Origin of the sequence: Xanthomonas sp. 4461 (assembly GCF_024806475.1) — a bacterium.
Taxonomy (GTDB): Bacteria; Pseudomonadota; Gammaproteobacteria; order Xanthomonadales; family Xanthomonadaceae; genus Xanthomonas; species Xanthomonas arboricola_F.
This window is the reverse complement of record NZ_JANTYV010000001.1, coordinates 1,296,004-1,318,365: the sequence shown is the minus strand read 5'-3', so window position 1 is coordinate 1,318,365 and position 22,362 is coordinate 1,296,004. Positions and strand designations below refer to the sequence as shown.

At 65.5% G+C, this 22,362-nt stretch carries 16 protein-coding genes; 12 read left to right on the top strand and 4 right to left on the bottom strand.

Annotated elements, in window-relative coordinates; all coding sequences use genetic code 11:
• The first annotated feature begins 98 nt into the window (after positions 1 to 98).
• Positions 99 to 983, top strand: coding sequence for a bestrophin family ion channel (locus FHY19_RS05655; RefSeq protein WP_259156335.1), 885 nt, complete (start codon positions 99 to 101; stop codon positions 981 to 983).
• Positions 984 to 1,626: 643 nt separating this feature from the next.
• Here FHY19_RS05655 and FHY19_RS05650 read toward each other — a convergent pair.
• The gene (locus FHY19_RS05650) at positions 1,627 to 3,714 is read right to left on the bottom strand and encodes a bifunctional DedA family/phosphatase PAP2 family protein (protein ID WP_259164033.1); all 2,088 of its coding nucleotides are present in this window, start codon (positions 3,712 to 3,714) and stop codon (positions 1,627 to 1,629) included.
• A 162-nt stretch (positions 3,715 to 3,876) separates the two neighbouring features.
• Here FHY19_RS05650 and FHY19_RS05645 point away from each other — a divergent pair, with 162 nt between their 5' ends.
• The 4 genes from FHY19_RS05645 to FHY19_RS05630 all read left to right on the top strand — a co-directional run bounded on the left by FHY19_RS05645 (position 3,877) and on the right by FHY19_RS05630 (position 7,873).
• Entirely contained in the window at positions 3,877 to 4,536 is a 660-nt protein-coding gene (locus FHY19_RS05645; RefSeq protein ID WP_259156330.1) for a serine/threonine-protein kinase, read from the top strand.
• A gap of 135 nt (positions 4,537 to 4,671) precedes the next feature.
• On the top strand, positions 4,672 to 5,487 hold the full coding sequence (locus FHY19_RS05640) for an NAD(P)-dependent oxidoreductase (RefSeq protein WP_259162792.1): 816 nt from the start codon (positions 4,672 to 4,674) through the stop codon (positions 5,485 to 5,487).
• 352 nt (positions 5,488 to 5,839) lie between these two features.
• Positions 5,840 to 6,811 (top strand): YiiG family protein, encoded by a 972-nt coding sequence (locus tag FHY19_RS05635; RefSeq protein WP_259164025.1) that lies wholly within the window; start codon positions 5,840 to 5,842, stop codon positions 6,809 to 6,811.
• Between the two features lie 120 nt (positions 6,812 to 6,931).
• Entirely contained in the window at positions 6,932 to 7,873 is a 942-nt protein-coding gene (locus FHY19_RS05630; RefSeq protein ID WP_259162790.1) for a YiiG family protein, read from the top strand.
• 792 nt (positions 7,874 to 8,665) lie between these two features.
• Here the strand turns inward: FHY19_RS05630 and FHY19_RS05625 are convergent.
• Positions 8,666 to 9,538 carry an ion transporter gene (locus FHY19_RS05625; protein WP_259162788.1) on the bottom strand — a complete coding sequence of 291 codons (873 nt, stop codon included), beginning with the start codon at positions 9,536 to 9,538 and terminating at the stop codon, positions 8,666 to 8,668.
• Positions 9,539 to 9,610: 72 nt separating this feature from the next.
• Here FHY19_RS05625 and FHY19_RS05620 point away from each other — a divergent pair, with 72 nt between their 5' ends.
• Complete coding sequence (locus FHY19_RS05620; protein WP_259162786.1) at positions 9,611 to 10,837, top strand: acetylornithine transaminase; 1,227 nt, start codon at positions 9,611 to 9,613, stop codon at positions 10,835 to 10,837.
• A gap of 356 nt (positions 10,838 to 11,193) precedes the next feature.
• Here the strand turns inward: FHY19_RS05620 and FHY19_RS05615 are convergent, their stop codons facing one another.
• Positions 11,194 to 11,811, bottom strand: coding sequence for an HAD-IA family hydrolase (locus tag FHY19_RS05615; protein WP_259162784.1), 618 nt, complete (start codon positions 11,809 to 11,811; stop codon positions 11,194 to 11,196).
• Positions 11,812 to 12,202: 391 nt separating this feature from the next.
• Here FHY19_RS05615 and FHY19_RS05610 point away from each other — a divergent pair, with 391 nt between their 5' ends.
• The 6 genes from FHY19_RS05610 (at position 12,203) to azu (ending at position 19,030) form a co-directional block, all read left to right on the top strand.
• Positions 12,203 to 14,485 (top strand): TonB-dependent receptor, encoded by a 2,283-nt coding sequence (locus tag FHY19_RS05610; RefSeq protein ID WP_259164024.1) that lies wholly within the window; start codon positions 12,203 to 12,205, stop codon positions 14,483 to 14,485.
• Between the two features lie 88 nt (positions 14,486 to 14,573).
• Complete coding sequence (locus FHY19_RS05605) at positions 14,574 to 16,178, top strand: flavin monoamine oxidase family protein (RefSeq protein WP_259164017.1); 1,605 nt, start codon at positions 14,574 to 14,576, stop codon at positions 16,176 to 16,178.
• On the top strand, positions 16,175 to 16,600 hold the full coding sequence (locus FHY19_RS05600; RefSeq protein WP_259156320.1) for a cytochrome c: 426 nt from the start codon (positions 16,175 to 16,177) through the stop codon (positions 16,598 to 16,600). The genes FHY19_RS05605 and FHY19_RS05600 overlap by 4 nt, the downstream gene beginning before the upstream one ends.
• Before the next feature lie 23 nt (positions 16,601 to 16,623).
• Positions 16,624 to 17,127 carry a RidA family protein gene (locus FHY19_RS05595; protein ID WP_259162776.1) on the top strand — a complete coding sequence of 168 codons (504 nt, stop codon included), beginning with the start codon at positions 16,624 to 16,626 and terminating at the stop codon, positions 17,125 to 17,127.
• A gap of 30 nt (positions 17,128 to 17,157) precedes the next feature.
• Positions 17,158 to 18,360, top strand: a complete 1,203-nt coding sequence (locus tag FHY19_RS05590) for a pyridoxal phosphate-dependent aminotransferase (RefSeq protein ID WP_259162775.1) — start codon at positions 17,158 to 17,160, stop codon at positions 18,358 to 18,360.
• Between the two features lie 220 nt (positions 18,361 to 18,580).
• On the top strand, positions 18,581 to 19,030 hold the full coding sequence (gene azu, locus FHY19_RS05585; RefSeq protein ID WP_259162773.1) for an azurin: 450 nt from the start codon (positions 18,581 to 18,583) through the stop codon (positions 19,028 to 19,030).
• A 151-nt stretch (positions 19,031 to 19,181) separates the two neighbouring features.
• Here azu and FHY19_RS05580 read toward each other — a convergent pair whose 3' ends face one another.
• Positions 19,182 to 21,950, bottom strand: coding sequence for a LuxR C-terminal-related transcriptional regulator (locus FHY19_RS05580; protein WP_259162764.1), 2,769 nt, complete (start codon positions 21,948 to 21,950; stop codon positions 19,182 to 19,184).
• Between the last annotated feature and the right edge of the window lie 412 nt (positions 21,951 to 22,362).

The following is a 22,362-nucleotide window of genomic DNA, read 5'->3' as shown; positions in this document are numbered from 1 at the left end:
CGCAACGGCACACTCGCCACGCTTGAGTGCGCTATCGATGGCATCCATGCGCTGGATGCGCGCCATGGCGAAACTCGTTTCAGTGAGGGAGTGAGCCTTTGATCATCGATGTCAAACCGCGTGTGGCGGATGTAGTCAGTCAGGTCTGGCGGACCCTGGCGGTGTTGTTTGTCTGGGACGTGTTGATCACGATCATCTATTACGTGCTGCCGTTCCGCGCGCCGGCATTGCCGTTGACCATCTTCGGTTCGGCACTGGCGTTGTTCCTGGGCTTCCGCGCCAATTCCACCTATCAGCGCTGGTGGGAAGGGCGGGTGCTGTGGGGGCAGATGATCAATGCATCGCGCAACCTGGTGCGTTTGAGCGTCAGCATCCTGTCTGCGCCGGAAGCTGCAGCGTTGGGGCGCACGATCGCGCTGCGTCAGGTCGCCTACGTCAACGCATTGCGTTGCCAGTTGCGGCGGCTGCCGGTGGCGATGGCACTGGAGCCGCGGCTGGAGGCCGACGAAGTAGCAGCGGTGATCACCCGCACGAACGTGGCCAATGGCTTGCTCGACACGACAGGCCGCGCAGTGGAACAGGCGCGTCGCGCTGGCTGGATCGATAGCATCCAGCAGGCCAGCGTCGAGCGCATCCTGGTGGATATCGCCAACGCGCAAGGCGGCATGGAGCGGCTGAAAAACACGCCGTTGCCGTATCAATACCGCTTCTATCCGAACCTGTTTACGCGGCTGTTCTGCGTGCTGTTGCCGATCGGCCTGGTGGAAACGCTGCAGTACGCCACCCCGGTGGGATCGACAGTGGCCGGCTTGATGTTCCTGGCGGTGCTCAAGATCGGCGATGAGCTGGTCGACCCGTTCGCCAACACCATCCATGACCTGCCGCTGGACACCATGTGCCGCACGGTGGAGATCGATGCGCTTCAGGCCATCGGTGAGCAAGCGCCGGAGCCGATGCAGCCGGTGGATGGCGTGTTGTGGTGAGGCATCGCGTGTTGGGCCAATGCGGGCTTTGTAGTGCCGAACGGCACTGATTTGCAATCTCCCGTTCGCCTTGAGAGGCGATTGAACGGTGCGAAGAGTTGTAGAGCGACCAACCCGCGAGTTTTCTGCAGGGCCCTTGCCCGCCCACCATCGCGGGACACGCTGCAAGTACGTCCCTGTAAGCCCTTACGCGGCATCCATGCCGCGTAAGGTCCCGCGACGGTGGGCGGGCAAGGGCCGGTCGAGATGGTCGGTGGGCATGGTGCAAGCAATGCTTCTACTTCGCTAGCTCACATGTAATTCTGCGACCCGCATCAGCAGGCCAATGCAACTCGCGAGACGGCCAGCTTGTTACGCAGCTACCGACCAACGTCCTGGGGCGGTGTCCTTGCCGATTGCGGGACCGTGTGGCGGCATGGATGCCGCCACCGAGCCTCCATGGACGGATTCACGGCGTGTCCCGCGAGCGGTAAGGGCACCGCGCCCTCGACTCACCAGGGCTTTTGACCTAAACATTCGGCCGCATCCAAACGACGCGAACGCGTTGCCGCCATCGCTACAGCGTTCAAGGGTTTTGCCAGCAGCTCTGATCTATAGTGCTGCGCGCGTGGTCGCTGGCCGATCGCCGCTGTAGCCCGATCGATCAACGGCGCTGTTGTGACGGAGCCGATGCCGCCGGGTCGGATGCGGTGGTTTCCGGCTGCGGTGCAGCATTGTCTTTGTCCTCTGGCCGCAACGCATTTCCCGAGCTACTGTCGATCAATATCACGGGCACCTGCGAGCGTCGACGCTGTTCCAGGCGATGCGGCAAGGGGTCCAGTGCCTGGCGCAACGCGCTCAGTGCAGGGTCCACACCGCGTAGCGGATACCACAGGCCGATCAGGCTGAAGTGGCGGCTGTAGCGCAGCGTCTGCGTGCTGCCTACCCACAATGGCTGCGCATTGGGTTGCAAGCGCGCGGCTGCAGGCCACAGGCGCAACACATGCACGTGCCCTGGCGCGGCATGACGCACCATCAGCAAGGCTTCAACCTGGGTGTCCAGCGTGGCCGGCAGGATCGGAACTTCGTCCGGGCGGCCACTCACATCCAGCAGATGCAGCGCCTGCTCCCAGCCCGCCTGCGGTTGTGCCCGCCAGCCGCGCGCTTCGAGCTGGCGTTGCAGCGGCGCGAGCGGGCCGGCAACCTGTACGTCCAGCGGCCAACGTTGGTCGTCGTCGAATTCATTGCGGCGTGCCGGCAGCAGCCGCCATTGCCCCTCCCACCAGTCGCTGGCGGGCAGATCCATCAGCAGCGGCGGTGGCGGCTCGAACTTGGCCAGCTTGGTGTCGAGATTGCGCGGCGCAAAGAAGATCGCGCAGCCCACGAACACGCCGTAGAAGGTCCACGACACCGGCTTGACCCAGAACGCGCGGGTGGCGCGACGCCGATATGCAATGCCCAGCACCAGCAGCCAGAAGATGCCGAACAACATGCCGCCGACCACGTCGCTAAGCCAATGCGCGCCCAGGTACAGGCGTGCGAAGCCGATCAGGGAGACGATCGCGCCACTGACCAGATATGGCCACACCCGGCGCCGGCCGGGCAGTTCGCGCGCGATCAGCAGCGCGAAGAAGCCAAAACCGATCGTGGCCATGGTGACCGCCACCGACGGAAATCCGAAGCCGCTGCTGGCGGCCGGCGGGCGCACCACCTGGACAGTGGCGCCCAGCAGTTGCGTCAGCGCCAGGCCAAACGCCAGTGCGATCACCCAGTGCGTCACCGCCATCCAGCGGCGCCGCCAGGCCAGGTAGCCCATCGCTGCGGCGATCGCCGGCAACAACACCTGCCAATCGCCCAGCGAGGCCAGCGCGACCATCGGGTAATCGGCCAGCGGGTTGCGCAAGGCCAGCATCAGGTCGTGCACGGCCAGGTCCACGCGCAGCGGCTCGCCATGCGCCAGCACCACCATCAGCAACACGAACCAGCCCCAGCCCAGCAGCAACAGCATCAGCGCCATCATCGCCAACGGGACCGACTCGCGTCGGCGTGGGTCGAACACGCTGACCGACCAGTTGCCCAGCACCGGGTGCCGATGCGACCACTCCAGCAGCCGCGCCAGCAGGGCATCCAGATGGCCTGCCGACCAGCGGTACGAATACAGCACCATGGCCCAGGCTAGGCCGATCACCGCAGCCAGCAAGGCGACCACCACGAACAGGCGCCCGGCCACTGCGGCCACGGCGTCGTAGGCGGTGCCCAGTACCCAGCCTGGCACCAGAAACAGCAGCGCCCACGACACGCAGGCCAGCCCGCTGGCAACCAGGTAGCGCTTGAACGGCATGTGCGACATGCCGGCGATGGCCGGCACGAACGGCCGCACCGCGCCGACATAGCGTGCGATCAGGATGCTCTTGAAGGCATTGCGCCGGAACAGCAGCTCGCCGCGTTCCAGCAACTGGGGATAGCGGCGGAACGGCCAATACGTGTGCAACTGGTGACCCCAGCGATGGCCCACCCAGAAACTCAGCGCATCGCCGACGAACGCGCCCAGCGTGGCGCAAACCACCGCATACGGCCCATTGATCTGGCCGAGCCCGATCAGCACGCCGATGGCGAACAGCAGCGGTAGCGCGGGCACGATGGCGCCGAGCACGATCACCGCATCACAGAATGCGATGGCAAAGATCACCACGCCAGCCAAGGCGGGGTGGTGTCCGATCCACTCCAGCGTGGCGTCGATCCATGAGTTCATTTCCGAATTATAGGTGGGCATGGCGACGACTGACTTGCGCCACGCTCACATCGGGCGGTTGGCTTCACCTGCGGTTGCAACCAGGCGGCTGCGCGCGCCGATGGCATCGGCGTGCACATCAATGGCGGTATGGCGATGCCGGCCGCCCGCCTACAATGGGGGATGAGTCACGAGCCCGCAGGCAATCTGCCGCTGAAGTCCGATACGTTCGGGCGCATTTTGTTGATCCGCGACGCCGGCCGGGTGTTCGTGCGGCGCGACCTGAGCGTGGCGCCCTGGGGCCTGCGGGGTGTGGCCTGGTGGCTGGCGCGGCGCGAAGCGCTGGCGCTGCGCCAGCTGGATGGCCTGCCGCACACGCCACGTTTGCTGCATTGGGATGGGCGCCATCTGGACCGCAGCTATCTGGCCGGCGATGCGATGTACCAGCGCCCGCCGCGCGGCGACCTGGCGTATTTCAGGCAGGCGCGCCGGCTGTTGCAGCAGCTGCATCGGTGCGGCGTGGCGCACAACGATCTGGCCAAGGAAGCCAACTGGCTGGTGCAGGACGATGGCAGCCCGGCAGTGATCGATTTCCAGCTGGCGGTGCGCGGCCACCCACGCGCGCGCTGGATGCGTCTGCTTGCACGCGAGGACCTGCGTCACCTGCTCAAGCACAAGCGCATGTATTGCCCGGCCGCGATCACCCCGGTGGAACGCCGCGTGCTCAAGCGCAGGTCATGGGTGCGCGAGCTGTGGTTCGCCACCGGCAAGCCGGTCTACCGCTTCGTGACCCGCCGCGTGCTGCACTGGGAAGACAACGAAGGGCAGGGGCCGAAGCCCTGAAGTGCCGGGAATCGGGAATCGGGAGTAGGGAATCGGGAATCGGTAGGACGCATCGCGGCAGCTGATCGTGCGTCGGCTGCTGAACGTTCAAGGCGCTAAGCTTTTGCGATTCCCCGTTCTCGATTCCCGATTCCCATGACGTTATCAGGCAAGACCCTCTTCATCACCGGTGCCTCGCGCGGGATCGGTCTTGCGATCGCGCTGCGGGCTGCACGCGACGGAGCCAATGTGGTCATTGCCGCGAAATCGGCGGTGGCCAATCCCAAGCTACCAGGCACCATCCACAGCGCGGCCGAGGCGGTGACGGCGGCAGGCGGTCAGGCGCTGGCGCTCAAGTGCGACATCCGCGACGAGGAGCAGGTGCGTGCGGCCGTGGCCGCCACGGTCGAGACCTTCGGCGGTGTCGATATCCTGGTCAACAACGCCAGCGCGATCTGGTTGCGTGGCACGCTGGACACGCCGATGAAGCGCTTCGACCTGATGCAGCAGGTCAATGCGCGCGGCAGTTTCCTGTGCGCGCAGGCTTGCCTGCCGCATCTGTTGAAGGCGCCCAATCCGCACATTCTCAGTCTTGCCCCGCCGCCATCGTTGAACCCGGCCTGGTGGGGCGCGCATACCGGCTACACGCTGGCCAAGATGGGGATGAGCCTGGTGACACTGGGGCTGGCCGCCGAATTCGGCCCGCAGGGCGTGGCGATCAATGCGTTGTGGCCGCGCACGGTGATTGCCACCGATGCGATCAACATGCTGCCGGACGTGGACGCCGCTGCCTGTCGTCGCCCGGAAATCGTGGCCGACGCCGCGCATGCGGTGCTGACGCGCACCGCGGCCGACTTCCACGGGCAATTCCTGATCGATGATGAGGTGTTGACGCAGGCCGGCGTCACCGATTTCAGCGGCTATGCGGTCGATCCGTCGCGGAGCCTGTTGCCGGATCTGTTTCTCGACTGAGCGGCTCACACAACGCCTGTGCCCACCGGCAGGCTGGCGCCGCCGGTGCTCGGTGCAGCCTGTGCCGCTCCTACGCTGCGGTGCTGCGGTGCGCCGTCCGTACCCGTCTGGCGATTGCGCGCCGTGGTCTTTGCCGCTCCGAGCGGGATGCAGGCGTCGTGCGCAGATGCATCGATGCACACACGTAAGCCACTCTTCCACACAAAACCGATTTCCCCTGCGCGCATCGCCGCATGCAGTGCAGACGGGTGCCGGCGGCCACCTCGATCCCGGGCACGCTGATTTCACACCACAGTTTGCTATGGTGCGCGGCTGAAACCGTTTCCAACAAGGACGTTTGCCTGTGTTCCCAATGCCGCGCGCGTTTGCGCCCGCCCTGTTCGTGCTTGCGCTTGGCGCCGGCTGCAGCAAACAGACCACGCCAACCGGCAACGCGACGGCCAGCAAGGGCGCCGATGTGCCGCACGATGCGCAGCACGCACTCAACGCCAAACTCGGTGCGTATATCGATTGCTTCAACCGTGTCGATCTGCCGGTGCATGCCGGCGCCAAGCATTACATCGGTTCGATCGACGATGCGGACGCCGGCCCGAGCGGGCGCGAAACACGCGTTGCCGGCCCGTACGACATCAGCGACTTCGACATGAAGCAGTGCGATGCGCCGGTCAGTGCGGCGGCTGCCGCGCAACCGTCGCTACCGGCACTGGACACTGCGGCCCGGCAATATCACGCGGCCCTGCAGGCGCTGCGGCCGATCAGCCACCAGGTGGCCGATTACTACGCGCGTCAGGATTACGAAGACGACCAGTTCGCCAAGGGCAAGCAACTGCACGCGCCGTTGATGGCGGCGCTGGAGCGTTATGCGCAGGCCAGCAGCGCATTCGGTGCCGAGCTGGAAGCGCAAAACGATGCAGCGCATCGCGAAATGCTCAAGACACTGGAGCGCGAGCAGGGACGCACGCGCGAGTATTACCGGCTGTCGATGATGCTCGATGCCAAACAACTGACCGACGTGCTGCAGGAAGATCGGTTCGACATCGCGCGTGCAAACACGCTGCTGGAGGGCTTCAACCGGCTCTCGGACGAGGCGCATGCCAAGGTGGCCGACCAGGAGCCGGACAAACTCAAATGGAACAGCTTCGAAACCGCTGCGGAAGACTTCCGCAGGCAGGCCAAGTCGCGCGTGAAGCGCGTGGTCGACAAGACCCCCTACAGCCGCATCGAAGAGGGATGGCTCGATAGTCCCTCGCTGGCCCCGGAAGGATCGCCGCGCAAGTTGCTCAATACCTACAACGCGCTGGTGTCCGAGAGCAATCGCCAGTAACTGCCAGCGTCATTGCACGATACAGCGCGTGCGGCCATCCGCACCGCGCTGACGGTGACGCGCGCGATCGGCCATCGCTCGGGTCAGCTCACTTCTTCACCACTGCACAGGAAACATCGCATGCCTCATCCACGTCGTTACGCACCGCTCAGCGCAGCGGTCGCACTTGCCGTGCTGCTTGCCGGCTGCCAGAAAGAGACGCCGGTCGCCGCTGCACCCGATGCCGACAAGGTCAATGCCTACATCGCCTGCTTCAACGGTGTCGAGCAGCCGCTGCACGAGAGTTACCAGACCTACACCGGCTGGATGAAGGATCCGCAGGCCGGGCCCACCGGCAAGGAAGACACGATCCGTGGGCCGGGCACGGTGCTGTCGCATCGGGTCGAGGCCTGCGGCGCACCGATGACTGCCGCATTGGCGCAGCAACCGGCCAACGCCGAACTCGACCCGGTGGCCAAGACGTATCAGCAACGGTTTGCCACGCTCAACGAGCGCATCGAAGAAACGGCGCGGTACTACGAGCGCGAGGATTATCTGCGCGACGAAGGCAAGGGCATGCGTGCATTGCATGCGCCGTTGATGCAGGCTTATGCAGCGTTCTTCGAGGCGGGCGAAGCGATGAATGCGGCGCTGGATCGCAACGAAGACATGCGTCGCCAGGCGCAGATCGATGCGATCGAAAAGGAAGAGGGTCGCAGTGCCTCCTGGTATCACCTGAAGATCATCGGCGAAGGCAAGCAGCTGGCGCAGGTGCTCGACAGCGACGCGCCGGATCTTGCCGCAGCGCAATCCCAGCTCGCACGCTACCAGGGCATTCTGGAAGAGGCGCAGAAGGCCAAGGTCGGCCAGGGCGGTGCCATGTGGGGCCACATGGAACGTTCTGCCGACAAGCTGGCGCGCGAGTCGGGACGACTGGTCGAGCGTATCCGCACCAAGACACCATTGAACAAGAGCGAGCAGATGCTGCTGGAAAGTGGCTCGCTTCCACCGGGCGGCACGCGCCAGGCCGTGCTGGCCAGCTACAACGATCTGATCGACATGAGTAATCGCATGTCGCATTGATGCTGTGCATGCATTCCTGTCGCGTTGTGTCAGCGCATCGCGCGGGTGATTGCGCAGGCTTCAACGACGCTACGATCTGGAACTTCAGCGCCGTTGTATGTTTCCAGGCAGGGTTGGTCGAGGGCGCGGTGCCCTCGCCGCTCGCGGGACACGCCGCAAGTACGTCCCTGCAGGCTCGGCATCCATGCCGCCACACGGTCCCGCAAGCGGCGAGGACACCGCACCTGCAAGTTTCAAGGTTGCTTCATTGAAAGCCTGCTCATTGCTCGGCTTGTCTTGGATGACTAATGAGGCGTGCTCTTATAAAAACGCGCACGTCATGCTCTGCTTGCACCCGAACACCGATCGTCTCGACTGGTCCTTGTCCGCTCACCGTCGCGGGACCTTGAGCGGCATGGATGCCGCGCCAGAGCCTACATTGACGTACTTGCGGCGTGTCCCGCGATGGTGGGCGGGCAAGGGCCCTGCAGCCAAGCGACAGATCATCCGCTCTGCGACTGGTCTATCCGCATGATCCGACCACTCCTAAACAAGACACCGGGTTTCTGATCGCTGCGGTCTTTGGAGTCAGGCGGAGGCTCAGATCGTCGGAGGCGCGATGCACTCACCACTTGCGAGACATGCCGTGAATCCGTGCACGGAGGCTCCACGGCGGCATCCATGCCGCCAAGGGTCCCGCAATCGGTAACGACACCGCACCTGCCAGCTTGGTGGTGTGCCGATGGGAATCGCAACGTCGACTGGGGCATCGATCGGTGGCCGCAGTCGTCGCATTAAGTCCGCAGTACCGCGTCAGCCGTTGGCGATCTCCGGCAGCGGCTCGGCACATTGCCGGCAATAGCGCGCGTCGGTGGCGTGGCCTTCCAGCCCGCAGCGCGCGCAGTTGCGAACGTCGCGCCGGCCGGCGTGGCCGCCTTCGCGCAGCGTGGTGGCAAGTTCGGCGGTGTAGATGCCGGTGGGTACGGCGATGATGCTGTAGCCGATCAGGATCAGTGCCGAGGTGACGAAGCGGCCCAGCGTGGTCTGTGGCACCAGATCGCCGAAGCCCACCGTGGCCATGGTGACGATGGCCCAGTACATGCTGGTCGGGATGCTGGTGAAGCCGTGTTGCGGGCCTTCGATGACGTACATGGTGGCACCGGCGATCACGGTAATGGTGAGCACGGTGAACAGGAACACCAGCACCTTGCGGCGGCTGCGCCATAACGCGTCCACCAGTTGCCCGCTTTCCTGGATGTAGCGGGTGAGCTTGAGGATGCGGAACAGGCGCAGGATACGCAGTACGCGCACCACCAGCAGGGTCTGCGCGCCGGGCACGAAAAACGATAGGTAACTGGGCAGGATCGACAGCAGATCGATCACGCCCCACACGCTGAGCGCGTAGTGCAGCGGGCGCCGCACCACCGCCAGGCGCAGCGCGTACTCGACGGTGAACAGCACCGTGAACGCCCATTCCAGCGGCACCAGCCAGTGCGCCGAATGCGAATGGATGCGCGGCACGCTGTCGATCATGATCACCACCACGCTGGTGAGGATCGCCACCACCAGCATCAGATCGAAATTGCGCGATGGACGGGTGTCGTGGCGGTAGATGATGTCGAACCATTGCCGGCGCCAGCCGTCGTCGGTGGCGGGAGTGAGCTGGGGATCGGAGAAAGGGCGCATGCGCGCATTGTGCCGCAGGCCGGCGAATGCGCGAGAATGCGGGTTCTTCCTCCGCTTCTGCGACCCACCATCATGAGCACCGCTGCCGATTCGCCCCTGTCCCTTGCGCACTACTACCTGCCGGTGTATCGCCCGCGCCAGGTGGTGCTGGAGCGCGGGCAGGGCAGTCGTGTATGGGACGATGCGGGGCGCGAGTATCTGGATCTGTCCTCCGGCATCGCGGTGAGCGGGCTGGGCCATAACGATGCGGATCTGGTCGCTGCGCTCACCGAGCAGGCGGGCAAGCTGTGGCATACCAGCAACATCTTCTACAGCGAGCCGCCACTGCGGCTGGCCGAGGAGCTGGTCGGCGCGTCGCGGTTTGCCGAGAACGTCTTTTTGTGCAACTCCGGCACCGAGGCCAACGAGGCGGCCATCAAGCTGGTGCGCAAGTGGGCCAGCACTCAGGGCCGCCCGGCCGACAAGCGCGTCATCGTGACGTTCCGTGGCAGCTTCCACGGCCGCACGCTGGCTTCGGTCACCGCCACCGCGCAGCCGAAGTACCAGGAAGGCTATGAGCCGCTGCCAGGCGGATTCCGCTATGTGGATTTCAACGATGTGGCGGCGCTGGAAGCGGCGATGGCCAGCGGCGACGTGGCCGCGGTGATGGTGGAGCCGATCCAGGGCGAGGGTGGGGTGATGCCGGCTGCGCCGGGCTTCCTGGCGCAGGTGCGCGCGCTGTGCGATCGGCATGATGCCTTGCTGGTGCTGGACGAGATTCAATGCGGCATGGGCCGCACGGGTACCTTGTTCGCGCATTGGCAGGAGCAGGTGACGCCGGACATCGTGACGCTGGCCAAGGCGCTGGGCGGCGGTTTCCCGATCGGTGCAATGCTGGCCGGCCCCAAGGTGGCGCAGACCATGCAGTTCGGCGCGCACGGCACCACCTTCGGCGGCAATCCGCTGGCTGCCGCCGTGGCGCGCGTGGCGTTGCGCAAGCTGGCGTCGCCGCAGATTGCCGAGAATGTGGAGCGGCAGTCGGCGGCATTGCGTGCCGGCCTGGAGGCGCTCAATGCCGAGTTCGGCCTGTTCGCACAGGTGCGCGGGCGCGGGTTGATGCTTGGTGCGGTGCTGGCACCGGCGCATGCCGGGCAGGCCGGTGCGCTGCTGGATCTGGCGGCCAAGCATGGGTTGCTTGTGCTGCAGGCCGGCCCGGATGTGCTGCGCTTCGTACCGGCACTCAATCTGACCGACGCCGAGCTGGCCGACGGCCTGGCCCGCCTGCGTCTGGCGATTGCCGAGTACGCCGCGCAGCGGTGAGTGGTTGCTGGGTCTGTTGCGTGGTGGTGGCTGGTAGGGCGCTGATTGGTGAGGGTAGGGAAGGCGTGTGTGCGCTTGTTGTTTGTGGAGCGCGTAAGGCAGTAGCAGGGGACGCGCCCTGCGTCGCAACCCTTTCCCTCACCCCAACCCCCGCTCCACGCCCCAGCCCGCGTTTGCGACGCGGGCGCTCCAGGGCACGCGCGCCAGTGGCGCGCAAACCGCGCCTTCTCGCCCCCAGGAGAGGGGCCTGAGCGGCAGCTCGACTGCCTGTCCTTCTCCCGCACGGCGGGAGAAGGCGGCGTGCAGCGCCGGAGGAGGGGGCGCTGCACGCCGCCCCCAATCCCCAATCCCCAATCTCACCCCAACCCATACCGCTTCAACACCCGCCGCAAGGCACGCGCATCGCGCACGGTATCGGCCTGCAATCCGGCGGCACGGGCGCCGCGGACGTTGACGAACAGGTCATCGACGAACAAGGTGCGTGCCGGGTCCGCATCCAGCTGCGCAAGCGCGCGTTGATAGACCTCCTGCTGCGGTTTTCTGCCGCCCAGCGCACCGCTGCACAACACGCGGCCCTGCAATAGCGGAAACAGCGCTGGCACGATCCGCGCGATCGCCTCCGTCATCAGCGGACCGTTGTTGGTAAGTACCGCCACCGCGGCGGTCGTCGACACCGCCAGCACCTGCGCCACCACTGCGGGGTCGGCTCGGCAGGCTGCCACGCGCGCCGCAATCCAGGTGGCGCAGTCGATCGGATGCCCCAGCCCGTCGCTCAACTGGGTCAGGTAGGCCTGCGTGTCGAGGGCGCCGGCATCGTAGGCGCGCTCCAGTCCCTGCTCGAACAGCACCTGCTGCACCCGCTGCGGCGGGCATGCCGCAGCACTCGCCAATGCGGCCAGCCGGCGTGGGCGCGAATAGCTGGCCAATACGCCGTCGAAATCCAGCAGCAGCAAGGACGGAGGGGCAGACGGCATGGGCATGCTCGCGAGGCGGGCATCGCAGCGTTGTCGATCTGCCGCTGCATCGCAAGCGTACGGGATCTGCTATGCCCGCAAAGGCGCAAACGGGTAGGCGCGTGATGCGCGAGCTCATACGCCCGCGCACGGCATGTGCGAACGCCCGATCGCCAACGCCCGGCGCCTGCACGAGCACGCCACACGGGCAGTTGCGCTGCGTATTCAAACTTTCCAGTACGGAAACAACCTACCCGCACGCGCAGACCCTACCCTCCGCACCGCATCTGCGGCGCAACCGCGCTGGGTATGGTCGATCCATGCCGCAGTCGCGGTGTCAGCCGGTCTTGGGGAGCGGGTCCGGTCACTCAGCACGCACCATCTTCCAGGGGTCGATTGCATGCCTAAGCGCTTGAACACCGATCAATTGGCGGCCGCGATGGCCGCCATTCTCACCGCCGCCACGCGTCGCCACACGCTCGCTTCGATGACCTTGCTGATGTCTGGCGCATACAGCCTGCCAGTACTGGCGCAGGAGGCGCGCACCCTGGACGCGGTCAGCGTGGTCGGCACCGGCTCCACGCGCACCACCGCCTCCATTTCGATGGACGAGATCCAGGCCCAGGTGCCGGGCGTGGCACCGCAACAGCTGCTGGCCAGCCTGCCCGGCGTCAATGTGCAGACCACCGACCCGTTCGGGCTGTACGAGTTCGGCGATTCGATGACCATCCGCGGATTTTCCGCCAACCAGATCGGCGTGACCCTGGACGGCATCCCTATCGAAACCTTCGACACCCGCGAAGGCGGCCCGATCACCCGTTACGTGTCCAGCGAGAACCTGCTAGACGTCACCGTGTCGGCCGGCTCCGGCGATGTCACCCAGCCCTCCTATCACGCACTCGGCGGTGCGATCCGCTACACCAGTCTTCCGCCCAAGGGCGGCGATACCTGGAGCGGCAATCTCACCCAGACCATCGGCTCGGACGATCTGGTACGCAGCTTTGTCCGCCTGGATACGCCGAATTGGTGGGACGGCGGGCCGAGTGCATACATCTCCGCATCGCGCACGCAGGGCGGGGTATGGGACATGGAGCCGGCCACGCAGAAGAGCGATCACTTCGAAGCCAAGATCCGCCAGGCCTGGGACGTGGGCAGCCTGACCCTGGGCTGGATCTACAACAACCGCAAGGACTACGACGTGCAGTCGTACAACTCCGACGGTTCGGTGGCGTGGGATCTGCACGAACGTATCACCGGCAATCCGGAAGTGGATGCCGAGCATTACAGCGAATGGCAGAACGGCCGACGCGATTCGCTGCTCAGCCTGCACGGCGATTTCCTGTTCAACGATGCGATCGGTGTCACCTTCACCGGCTACTACGAGAACAAGCATGGTTACGGCGTCGGCGGCACGCCGCCGAGCACGGCCACCGGCCTGTACAACGACGCCATCGCCGGCACGCCCGGGCGCACCGATATCGCCATCAACGACCCGCAGATCGTCGATGCCGATGGCGATGTCACCCGCGTCGGTGCGATGACGCGGCGCGAGGAAATCATGGGCGGCGATCGCTACGGCATGACCACTGCAGTGTCGTGGGAGACCGAGCACAACAAGCTCGAAGTCGGTGCGTGGTACGAGAATTACGACTTCGACCAGGTGCGGCCGCTGTACAACCTGGACCCAGCCACTGGCGCACTGCTCAAGGGCTCGCTGCCGATCGTTATCTACTACGACAATCACTTCTCCACCGAGGTGAAGCAGCTCTACATCAAGGACACGCTGCGCCTGCTCGATGACCGGCTCACCATGGAGTTCGGCGCCAAGGGGCTGGATGTCAAACGCGATTACAACGGCATCGCCAATCTCGACGATTTCAACGTCGGCGTGCGCCGCGATGTCACCATCAAGAACAGCGACTGGTTCCAGCCGCAGGCCGGCGCCAGCTTCCAGCTCGCCGAGGGCGTGCAGGTGTTCGCCAACTACGCGGAAAACTTCAGCTCGGCACCGCGGCTGGCGCTGACCTCCGGTGCCTTCAATCCGGATATCGCGCCGGAGGAATCCACCAATATCGATATCGGCATCCGCGCCGAATCCAGCCAGTGGAGCGGCTATATCGCCGCCTACAAGATCGATTACGAGAACCGCATCATCGCGCTGACCGATCCGGACCCGCTGGTGGTTGCGCCCACCGTCTACGCCAACGTCGGCGACGTACAGACCTATGGGGCGGAGGTGTCCGGCATGTGGAAGCCGGCGCCGGGCTGGCGGCTGGGTGCCTCGTTGACCTGGAACAAATCCGAATTCCAGGACAACTATTTCGGCCCGGTCAGCGGCAACCTGGTGCAGGTGGAAGGCAACGAAGTGCCGGACTCGCCCAAGGTGATGTTCAGCCTCAACGGCGGTTGGGAAGGCGAACATTTCTTCGCCAACCTCGACACCAAATACACCGGCAAGCGCTATGGCGACACGCTCAATACCGACCAGGTGGATGCCACCTTCATCGTCAACGGCAGCGTCGGCTATCAAGGCGGCGATGCCGGCTTTCTTGCCGGTGGCCGGTTGCAATTGTCGGTCTACAACCTGTTCGACAAGGACGATGCGATCGGTGCGGTGTTCCCGAACGAAAGCTCCGGCTCGTACCAGTTGATCGCACCGCGCCAGCTGTTCGCCAGTCTGTCCTACAAGTTCTGAGGTGGTGATGCGGCTGGCGTCATTGCCGGCCGCGTCATGTGTTTTCGTCGGTCGCACTTGATCCATGACATGCAAGGACTACGCGTTGATGCAAGGCAATCACACTGGGGCGATGACGCGGCGGCAATTGCTGGCGCGCATCGGCATGACCGCTGGCGGCGCGATGATGTATCAGGCGATGAGCAGCCTGGGTATGGCGGCCGAATCGCGCTTCACCGGGCCACTGCAGCTGGATGGCGACCCGAAGGGCGCGTCCGTGCTGATTCTGGGCGCGGGGCTGGCCGGGATGACCGCTGCCTTCGAATTACGCAAGGCTGGATATCGCGTGCAGGTGCTGGAATACAACGGCCGCCCCGGGGGCCGTAACTGGACGCTGCGCGGCGGCGATCGCTATACGGAACTGGGCGGCGCCACGCAGCACTGCCAGTTCGACGATGGGCTGTATCTCAACCCCGGGCCGTGGCGTATTCCGCACCACCACAAGGCGGTGTTGAGCTACTGCAAACAGTTCGGCGTGGCGTTGGAAGCCTTCAACCAGGTCAACTACAACGCGTTGCTGCATAGCCAGAACGGCTTCGATGGCAAGCCGCAGCGATTCCGCGCGATCGATGCCGATTACAAGGGCCATGTCTCCGAGCTGCTGGCCAAGTGCACGCAGCAGCACGCACTGGATACGGCTGTGAGCCGCGAAGACCAGGAGGTGCTGCTCGAATCGCTGCGCACCTGGGGCGCGCTGGATCAAAAGTTCGGCTACGTCAAAGGCAAGGACAGCAGCGAGCGGCGCGGCTTTGCGCGCTACCCCGGTGGCGGCTTGTCGGGCAAGCCGGAATTCTCCGAACCCTTCAGCGTGCAGGATGTGCTGCGTTCGCGGCTATGGACCACGCTGGCGGCCGGCAACAACTACGAAATGCAGACCACCATGTTTCAGCCGGTGGGTGGCATGGACCAGATCGGCAAGGCGTTCGCGCGCCAGCTCGGCGATGCCATCACCTACAACGCCAAGGTCACCAGGATCGATCAGGACGGCAGCGGCGTGCGTGTGTCCTGGCAGGACGCCACGCGCGGCGGCGAGGAACGCGTGGCCAGTGCCGATTGGTGCATCTGCACGATTCCGTTGTCGGTGCTCAGCCGGATTCCCACCACCGCCAGCGACGCGATGACCACCGCGATCGGCAGCGTGCCGTATGCCGCGTCGGTCAAGGTGGGCCTGCAATTCAAACGGCGCTTCTGGGAAGAGGACGAGGCCATCTACGGCGGCATCAGCTACACCGATCTGCCGATTACCCTGATCAGCTATCCCAGCACCGGTTACCACAGCTCCGGCAAGGGCGTGCTGCTGGGGGCGTATGTGTGGGGGCTGGATGCCTACCAATTCACCTCCATGTCTCCGGAGCAGCGGGTGCGCAAGGCGGTCGAATACGGAACGCAACTGCACCCGCAATATCCGCGCGAATTCGACAACGGTATTGCGGTGGGTTGGCATCGCGTGCCGTTTACGCATGGCTGCTTCGGCATGTGGAGCGAACAGGCGCGTGCCGAGCATTACGAGCCGCTGTGCCAGATCGATGGCCGCCTGGCGCTGGCGGGCGAGCATGTGTCCTATATCCCGGCCTGGCAGGAGGGCGCAATCCTGTCGGCGCACGATGTCGTCGGCCGCCTGCATCGCAAGGTCATTGCCGGGGGAGGCGCATGAATCTGTTGCCACGCGTGTTTGCTGCGGCCGTTGCGCTGGTCATCGGCGCGGCGCTGCTCCCTCCCGGCCTGCGCGATGCGCAGGCGCAAAGTTCCGACGCCACGGCGCTGTATCCGCAAAAGGGGTTCGCCACCGCATCCGGCGAGCATGTCTATCGTGCGGTCTGTCAGGGCTGCCACATGCCCGCCGGCAGCGGTGCGCAGGGCGCCGGCGAATACCCGGCGCTTGCGGGCAATCCCAAGCTGGCGGCAGCGCCCTACGTCACCATGATGGTGCTCGACGGTCACGCCGGCATGCCGGGATTTGGCGACATGCTCACAGATCGCCAGGTGGCCGAGGTGGTGAGCTATGTACGCACCCATTTCGGCAACGACCATGCCGAGCGCGTCACCGCCGACGACGTCAAGCTGCTGCGCCACTGAATTCTTTCTTCCAAGGAGTTGCCATGTTCCGTCCCATCGCCACCGCCCTCGTTGCCACCGTCGTGTTGTCTGCAGGCCTGAGCGCCGCAACTGCTGCCGAGGTGATTCGCCACAAGATTCCCAATAGCGATTTCCCCATTGCCGCGGCCGTCGAAATCCCTGCCGGCAAGGCCACGGTGTATGTCAGCGGCAAAGTGCCTGCGGTGGTGGACACCAGCGCGCCGAAGGACTCTGCAGCCGCGTACGGCGACACCAAGGCGCAGACGGTGAGCGTGCTGAAACAGATCCAGGACCAACTGAAATCGCTGGGCCTGGGCATGGGCGATGTGGTGAAGATGCAGGTGTTTCTGGTCGGCGACCCGGCGATGGGCGGCAAGATGGATTTCAACGGGTTCATGGAAGGCTACCGCCAGTTCTTCGGCACCAAGGAACAGCCCAATCTGCCGGCGCGCTCGGCCTTCCAGATCGCTGCGCTGGGCAATCCGCTGTATCGCGTCGAGATCGAAGTGGTTGCCGTGCGTCCCTGAAGTCGCGTCGTTGCCTTGCTGGAGAGTGCCATGAACACTGCCGTATCGCGTCGCAGATTCCTGCGTGATTCCGCCCTGTTTGCCGGTGCCGCCGGGACCGGTGCATTGCCGCTGCTTGCCAGCGCCGCCGAACGCACTGCGGCCATTGAACCAACAACCGCAGGCGCGCTGGCGCCGGTGATGATCGGCTCCAACGAGTTCCCGGATGGCCCTTCCGCAGCAGCGGTCAGGGCCATTGCGCAGATCGCACCGCAAGGCGGGCGCTATCTGCGGCAGGTCCAGATGGAATTGATGACCACGCTGGCGGCCGAGCTCAAGCTGCCGGTCGATCACCTGATGGCCTATGCCGGCTCCACCGAGCCGCTGGACTACACGATGCTGGCCTTCACCTCGCCAGGCGCCGCGCTGGTGACGGCCGACCCGACCTACGAATCGGGGTGGCGCGCTGCCGCGCGCAATGGCGCCGAGGTGATCAAGGTGCCGTTGCGCAAGGATTTTTCGCACGACGTGCAGGCGATGTGCGCAGCCGACGCCAATGCCGGCGTGATCTACATCTGCAACCCCAACAATCCCACCGGCTCGGTCACCGCCCGCAAGGATCTGGACTACGCACTGGCGCACAAGCCCAAGGGCAGCGTGCTGGTGGTGGACGAGGCCTATATCCACTTCGCGCGCAGCACCAGCAGCGTGGTGGACATGGTTGCTGCCGGCGAGGACGTGGTGGTGCTGCGCACCTTCTCCAAGCTCTACGGCATGGCCGGGATCCGGCTTGGCTACGCGGCCGCGCGCCCGGAGCTGCTTGCCAAGCTGATGTTCTACAGCGTCAACAGCCTGCCGGTGACGGCGGCCGCTGCGGGTCTTGCCAGCTTGCGCGACCCGGATCTGGTGCCGCAGCGCCGTGCACGCACCGCAGCCACGCGGCAGGACGTCATCGATTTCCTCATCAAGCAGGGTTACGCGTGCACCGCATCGGAGAGCAATTGCTTCATGGTCGACGTGAAGCGGCCTGCTGCCGGCTTCAAGGACGACATGGCCACCTTTGGCGTATTCATCGGGCGCAGTTGGCCGGTGTGGCCAACCTGGTCGCGGATCACGGTAGGGACCGAGGCGGAGATGGCACGCTTCAAGCAGGCATTCGTGCTGGTGATGGCCGGCAAGCGTGGCCCGTTGCCTGTGCCGCAGGCCACCGCCGATGTGCACGATCCAATGCGGCACTTCTTCCGCTATGCGTAGCGTCGTGGGTGCCACTGCCGCGGGGTGATCGTGCCGGCGTGGCTATCGCCTGATGCGCTGGCGGTCAGTCGTCGGCGCATCTGAATCGCCGCGTGCGGTTGATCGTGCGGCGGCGCAGCACTGCATTGGCGATGGCAAGGGGTACTCTGACGGCACCGACGCAGGCGCGAGCGTCGGTCGCTTTCACGCACCGCGCTTTACTTATTGCAGGAGGACTGCCTTGAAGCTGTTTTCGACGATTGCCGTGCTTGGCGTGATGGCGATGGCGCCCTCGGCCTGGGCGCGGACCTGCGCGGTGACCATCACCGGTAACGACCAGATGAAGTTCGACCAGAGCGCCATCACCATTGCGCCCGACTGCACCCAGGTGGATGTGACGCTCAAGCATGCGGGCAAGATGGCGGCCACGGTGATGGGACATAACTGGGTGTTGACCAAATCCGCCGATTTCCAGGCGGTGGCCAACGCCGGTATGCGCTCGACCATTGCCGACAGCTATCTGCCCAAGGCCGATGCGCGGGTGATCGCGCATACCAAGGTGGTCGGTGGCGGGGAAAGCACCACGGTCAGCTTTGCAACCAGCAAGCTCGCCAAGGGCGGCGCCTACACGTTCTTCTGCTCGTTCCCCGGGCACTGGGCGATGATGAAGGGCACGTTGAATTTTGGCTGATGGTGGGGCACTTGGAGCCTGGTTCTAGCGCCCTCTGCGGTGCTGACGCATCTGCATCGATCCGACGATAGCCAACGCATCGCCACGCACCAGCGTGTTGTTCTTCGCATTGAGCGGCGTGCGCATCGGCCGCGCATGATGCGCACGCCGCTCAATGCGGCGGCGCATCCGCGGCGTGTTGCATGTCCTCGCCGCGCAAGACCCCGCGCTGCAGCGCCTGCGCCAGGGCACTTTCGCGGCTGCGCGCGTCGAGCTTGCGATACAGATTCTTGAGATGGAATTTGACCGTGTTTTCCGACAGGTGCAGGTGGCGGGCGATCTGTTTGTTGGAGTAACCGCGCGCCAGTTGCGCCAGCACCTCCAGCTCGCGCTCGCTGAACACATCGCTGGCGGGATCCTCATCGCCACTGAGGCGTTCAAGCAGCGCCTGGATGGTCAATGCGCGCGTGGTGCCGCCGACGGTATGCGGGTCGTGCTGACGCAGCGAACGCAGCATCGCCTTGGCGGGCAAACCGAGTTCGACGATCGCCTGCCAGCTCTGCGTCAGCGCCACATGGTCCAGCGCGCTGTACAAATGCGGCAGGGCGGCGAGCAGCTCGCCGCGTTGCTGCAGGACCAGCGCGATGCGCGCGCGGGTGCGCGCGAGATGGCAGGCATTGTCGTTGCTCAGACAGGCCTGCTCGATCTGGCCGAGAATGGTCAGCGCCGCATTGCTGCGCCCGGCCAGGCGATGCCACCGCGCCAACGCAAAGCCCATCGCCGCGCGATCGCGCCAGCGATGCGCCGAGCGCAGGGTATGCGCCAAACCTGACTCCCCGCCGGTGCGCGCGATCACCACGTCGATGGCGGCGTTGCCGGGATGCTCCAGCAGCAACATCAGTCGCCAGGCCGACGCCAGCTCCGACAGCCGCGTCAGCTTGCGTCCATGCGCGATCTGCTCGACATGCTCAAGCAACACCAGCGCGCTGCGGCCGCTGTGATCACGCACGCGTTCCAGGCCCAGCGCGGTGTCGTACGCTGCCGCCAGCACGTCCGCGCTGCCATCGTGTTGCTCCAGCAGTTCCAGCGCCGGATGCAGCAGGTCGGCGGCATCGTCGTGGCGACCGCGCTCGTAGTGCACCTGCGCGAGCAGGCAGCTGCCGGCAGCTTCCAGCACGCGGTCCAGTTGCGGCGTGCGTGTGCACCAGTGCAGCGCTTGCCGGTAACAGGTTTCGGCATCGACGAGCCGCCCGCGGTAGAAAAAGCTCTGGCCAAGCCAGAGCAACGCCTGGCTGGCGCCCAGATCGCTGCCGCCGCGGTGCATCGCATCGCGCGCAGCCAACGCATAGCGCTCGGCCACCGCAAACCCGCCCTGCGCCAGCGCGGTCGTTGCACAAATGCACAGCAAGGTGCCGCGGCCCAGATGATCGTCTTCGTCCAATGCGTTCGCCTGCGCGGCAATCTGGGTCAGGCCGTGCGGATTGCCGCAGATTTCGTCCAGGCGGTCGCGCAACAACGCCACCACCACGGTGTAGTCGCGCTGCAGCGGCTCGCGCACGGCGGCCGGGAAATCGCGAAAGCGTTCCAGCAACAGGCGTGCATGACTGAACTCACCCAGTTTCAGGTGCAGGTACGCCTGGGTGAGATTCAGTGCCGGCGTGTCGCGGATGCTGCGATGATCGAAATGGCGCAGCAACGCGCGTACCGCATGCATGCCGTGGGTCAGCAGTAACTGCCAGGTGCCGGCGCGCGCGATGTAGTTGGCGGCCAGGTCGCCGCAGTCGCCACGCGCTGCATGGCGCACCGCGTCGGCCAGATGCTGGTGCTCGCCGAACCAGCGCGCTGCGCGCTGATGCAGGTGCACGGCCTGGCCCGGGTGGTCGCGATCGAGCAATTGCTGCAGGAAGTCGGCAAACAACGGGTGATAGCGGAACCATTCGCGCTCGCCATCCAGCGGTACCAGCAGGCCGTGGAAGTGTTCCAGCCGCGCCAGCAGCCGGCCGCTGTCGTCGCGTTGGCGCACGGCGTCGGCCAGCGCGGCGTTGACGCGCTCGAGCAGGCTGGTGCGCAACAGCAGATCGCGCGTGTCGGCATCCAGGTCGTTGACCACCTGTTCGGCCAGATAGGCCGCAACCTGCGTGCTGCGTCCGGAAAAACGTGCGGTCACTTCCTGCTGACGTTGCGCATCGCCTTCCAGCCACAGTCGCGCCAGATGCAGCGCGACCGGCCAGCCTTCGGTGTAGCGCAGCAGTTCGTCCACCACCGGTGCGGGGATGTGCGGCCCCAGCAGCGCGCGCGCCTCGTCGTTGTCCAGCGCCAGTTGCGCGCTGCCAAGGCGGCCGAGTTGCGCCTGCAGATCCAGCCGCGCCAGCGGCAATGCCGGCACGCGGCGCGTGGCCAGCAACAGATGCAGGCGCCCGCCGCTGTGTTCGACCAGGCGCAATACCAGCTCATCGACCGGGCCATTGCCGGGCCGGTCGTAGTCGTCGAGGATCACGCTGATACGACGCGGTGCGCTGCGCAAGGCGCGGATCAACACGGCGGCCGCATCGCGTGGGTCCTGGTCGCGGTTGTGCATCACCCCGGCGCACAGCGCCGGATCGGCGCCGGCACCCTGCAGCGCCAATGCGAGATGGCCGAGAAAACGCGCCGGATCGGCGTCTTCTTCGTCCAGCGACAGCCACGCCACCGCATCGTCGTGCGCGCGTCGACGCGCATGCCATTGCGCAAGCAGGGTGGTCTTGCCAAACCCCGGCGGGGCCAGCAGCAGCGTGAGCGGGCGCAGCTGCGCCTGATCCAGCGCGGTGAGCAATGCCTCGCGCACTACCGCACCCGGGCGCGGCAGTGGCGGCTCCAGCTTGCTGGCAAGCAGCCAATCGGGAAGAGCATGGTCGCGCGACGGTGACGGGCGCGGGGTGAGCAACGCAACAGGCTTGAGCATGAGGCGAGGGCGGCCGTGGCAGGCGTCAGCGGCGCGTCGGCTCGACACGCTGCACAACGAAAGTGAAACAGCGGCGACGGCCGGCATGTCACCGCGATGGCGACAACGACGGATCGGCTGCTTCGAGGGTCCCCACCCATGCCCATCCGTGAGCACCTTTCAGAAAGGTATGACAGCCGCAAGACAAAAGCAAAGCGCGTGGCCCTCAGTGAGCGCCATCGCAGCGAGAAATGCTGCGCGTTGTGCGCGGGGTCAAGGAACGCGCGGGCCTGCCTGCGTATTCACCCAATGCAGGATGCACGTCCCGCAAGCGGGAATTCCCGCTGCCAGGCAACCTCGCTGATGTTCTGCCCTGCAACCACGCACCGTCGGCAACGGCGGCGCGCCGGCAGATACCCGCTCGCCCAGGCAC

Coding starts and splice junctions, on each gene's coding strand:
- FHY19_RS05590 (WP_259162775.1), top strand. CDS start 17,158: ATGAACACTGCCGTATCGCGTCGCAGATTCCTGCGTGATTCCGCCCTG.
- FHY19_RS05635 (WP_259164025.1), top strand. CDS start 5,840: ATGCCGCGCGCGTTTGCGCCCGCCCTGTTCGTGCTTGCGCTTGGCGCC.
- FHY19_RS05625 (WP_259162788.1), bottom strand. CDS start 9,538: ATGCGCCCTTTCTCCGATCCCCAGCTCACTCCCGCCACCGACGACGGC.
- FHY19_RS05650 (WP_259164033.1), bottom strand. CDS start 3,714: ATGAACTCATGGATCGACGCCACGCTGGAGTGGATCGGACACCACCCC.
- FHY19_RS05640 (WP_259162792.1), top strand. CDS start 4,672: ATGACGTTATCAGGCAAGACCCTCTTCATCACCGGTGCCTCGCGCGGG.
- FHY19_RS05605 (WP_259164017.1), top strand. CDS start 14,574: ATGCAAGGCAATCACACTGGGGCGATGACGCGGCGGCAATTGCTGGCG.
- FHY19_RS05645 (WP_259156330.1), top strand. CDS start 3,877: ATGAGTCACGAGCCCGCAGGCAATCTGCCGCTGAAGTCCGATACGTTC.
- FHY19_RS05630 (WP_259162790.1), top strand. CDS start 6,932: ATGCCTCATCCACGTCGTTACGCACCGCTCAGCGCAGCGGTCGCACTT.
- FHY19_RS05600 (WP_259156320.1), top strand. CDS start 16,175: ATGAATCTGTTGCCACGCGTGTTTGCTGCGGCCGTTGCGCTGGTCATC.
- FHY19_RS05615 (WP_259162784.1), bottom strand. CDS start 11,811: ATGCCGTCTGCCCCTCCGTCCTTGCTGCTGCTGGATTTCGACGGCGTA.
- FHY19_RS05580 (WP_259162764.1), bottom strand. CDS start 21,950: ATGCTCAAGCCTGTTGCGTTGCTCACCCCGCGCCCGTCACCGTCGCGC.
- FHY19_RS05620 (WP_259162786.1), top strand. CDS start 9,611: ATGAGCACCGCTGCCGATTCGCCCCTGTCCCTTGCGCACTACTACCTG.
- FHY19_RS05595 (WP_259162776.1), top strand. CDS start 16,624: ATGTTCCGTCCCATCGCCACCGCCCTCGTTGCCACCGTCGTGTTGTCT.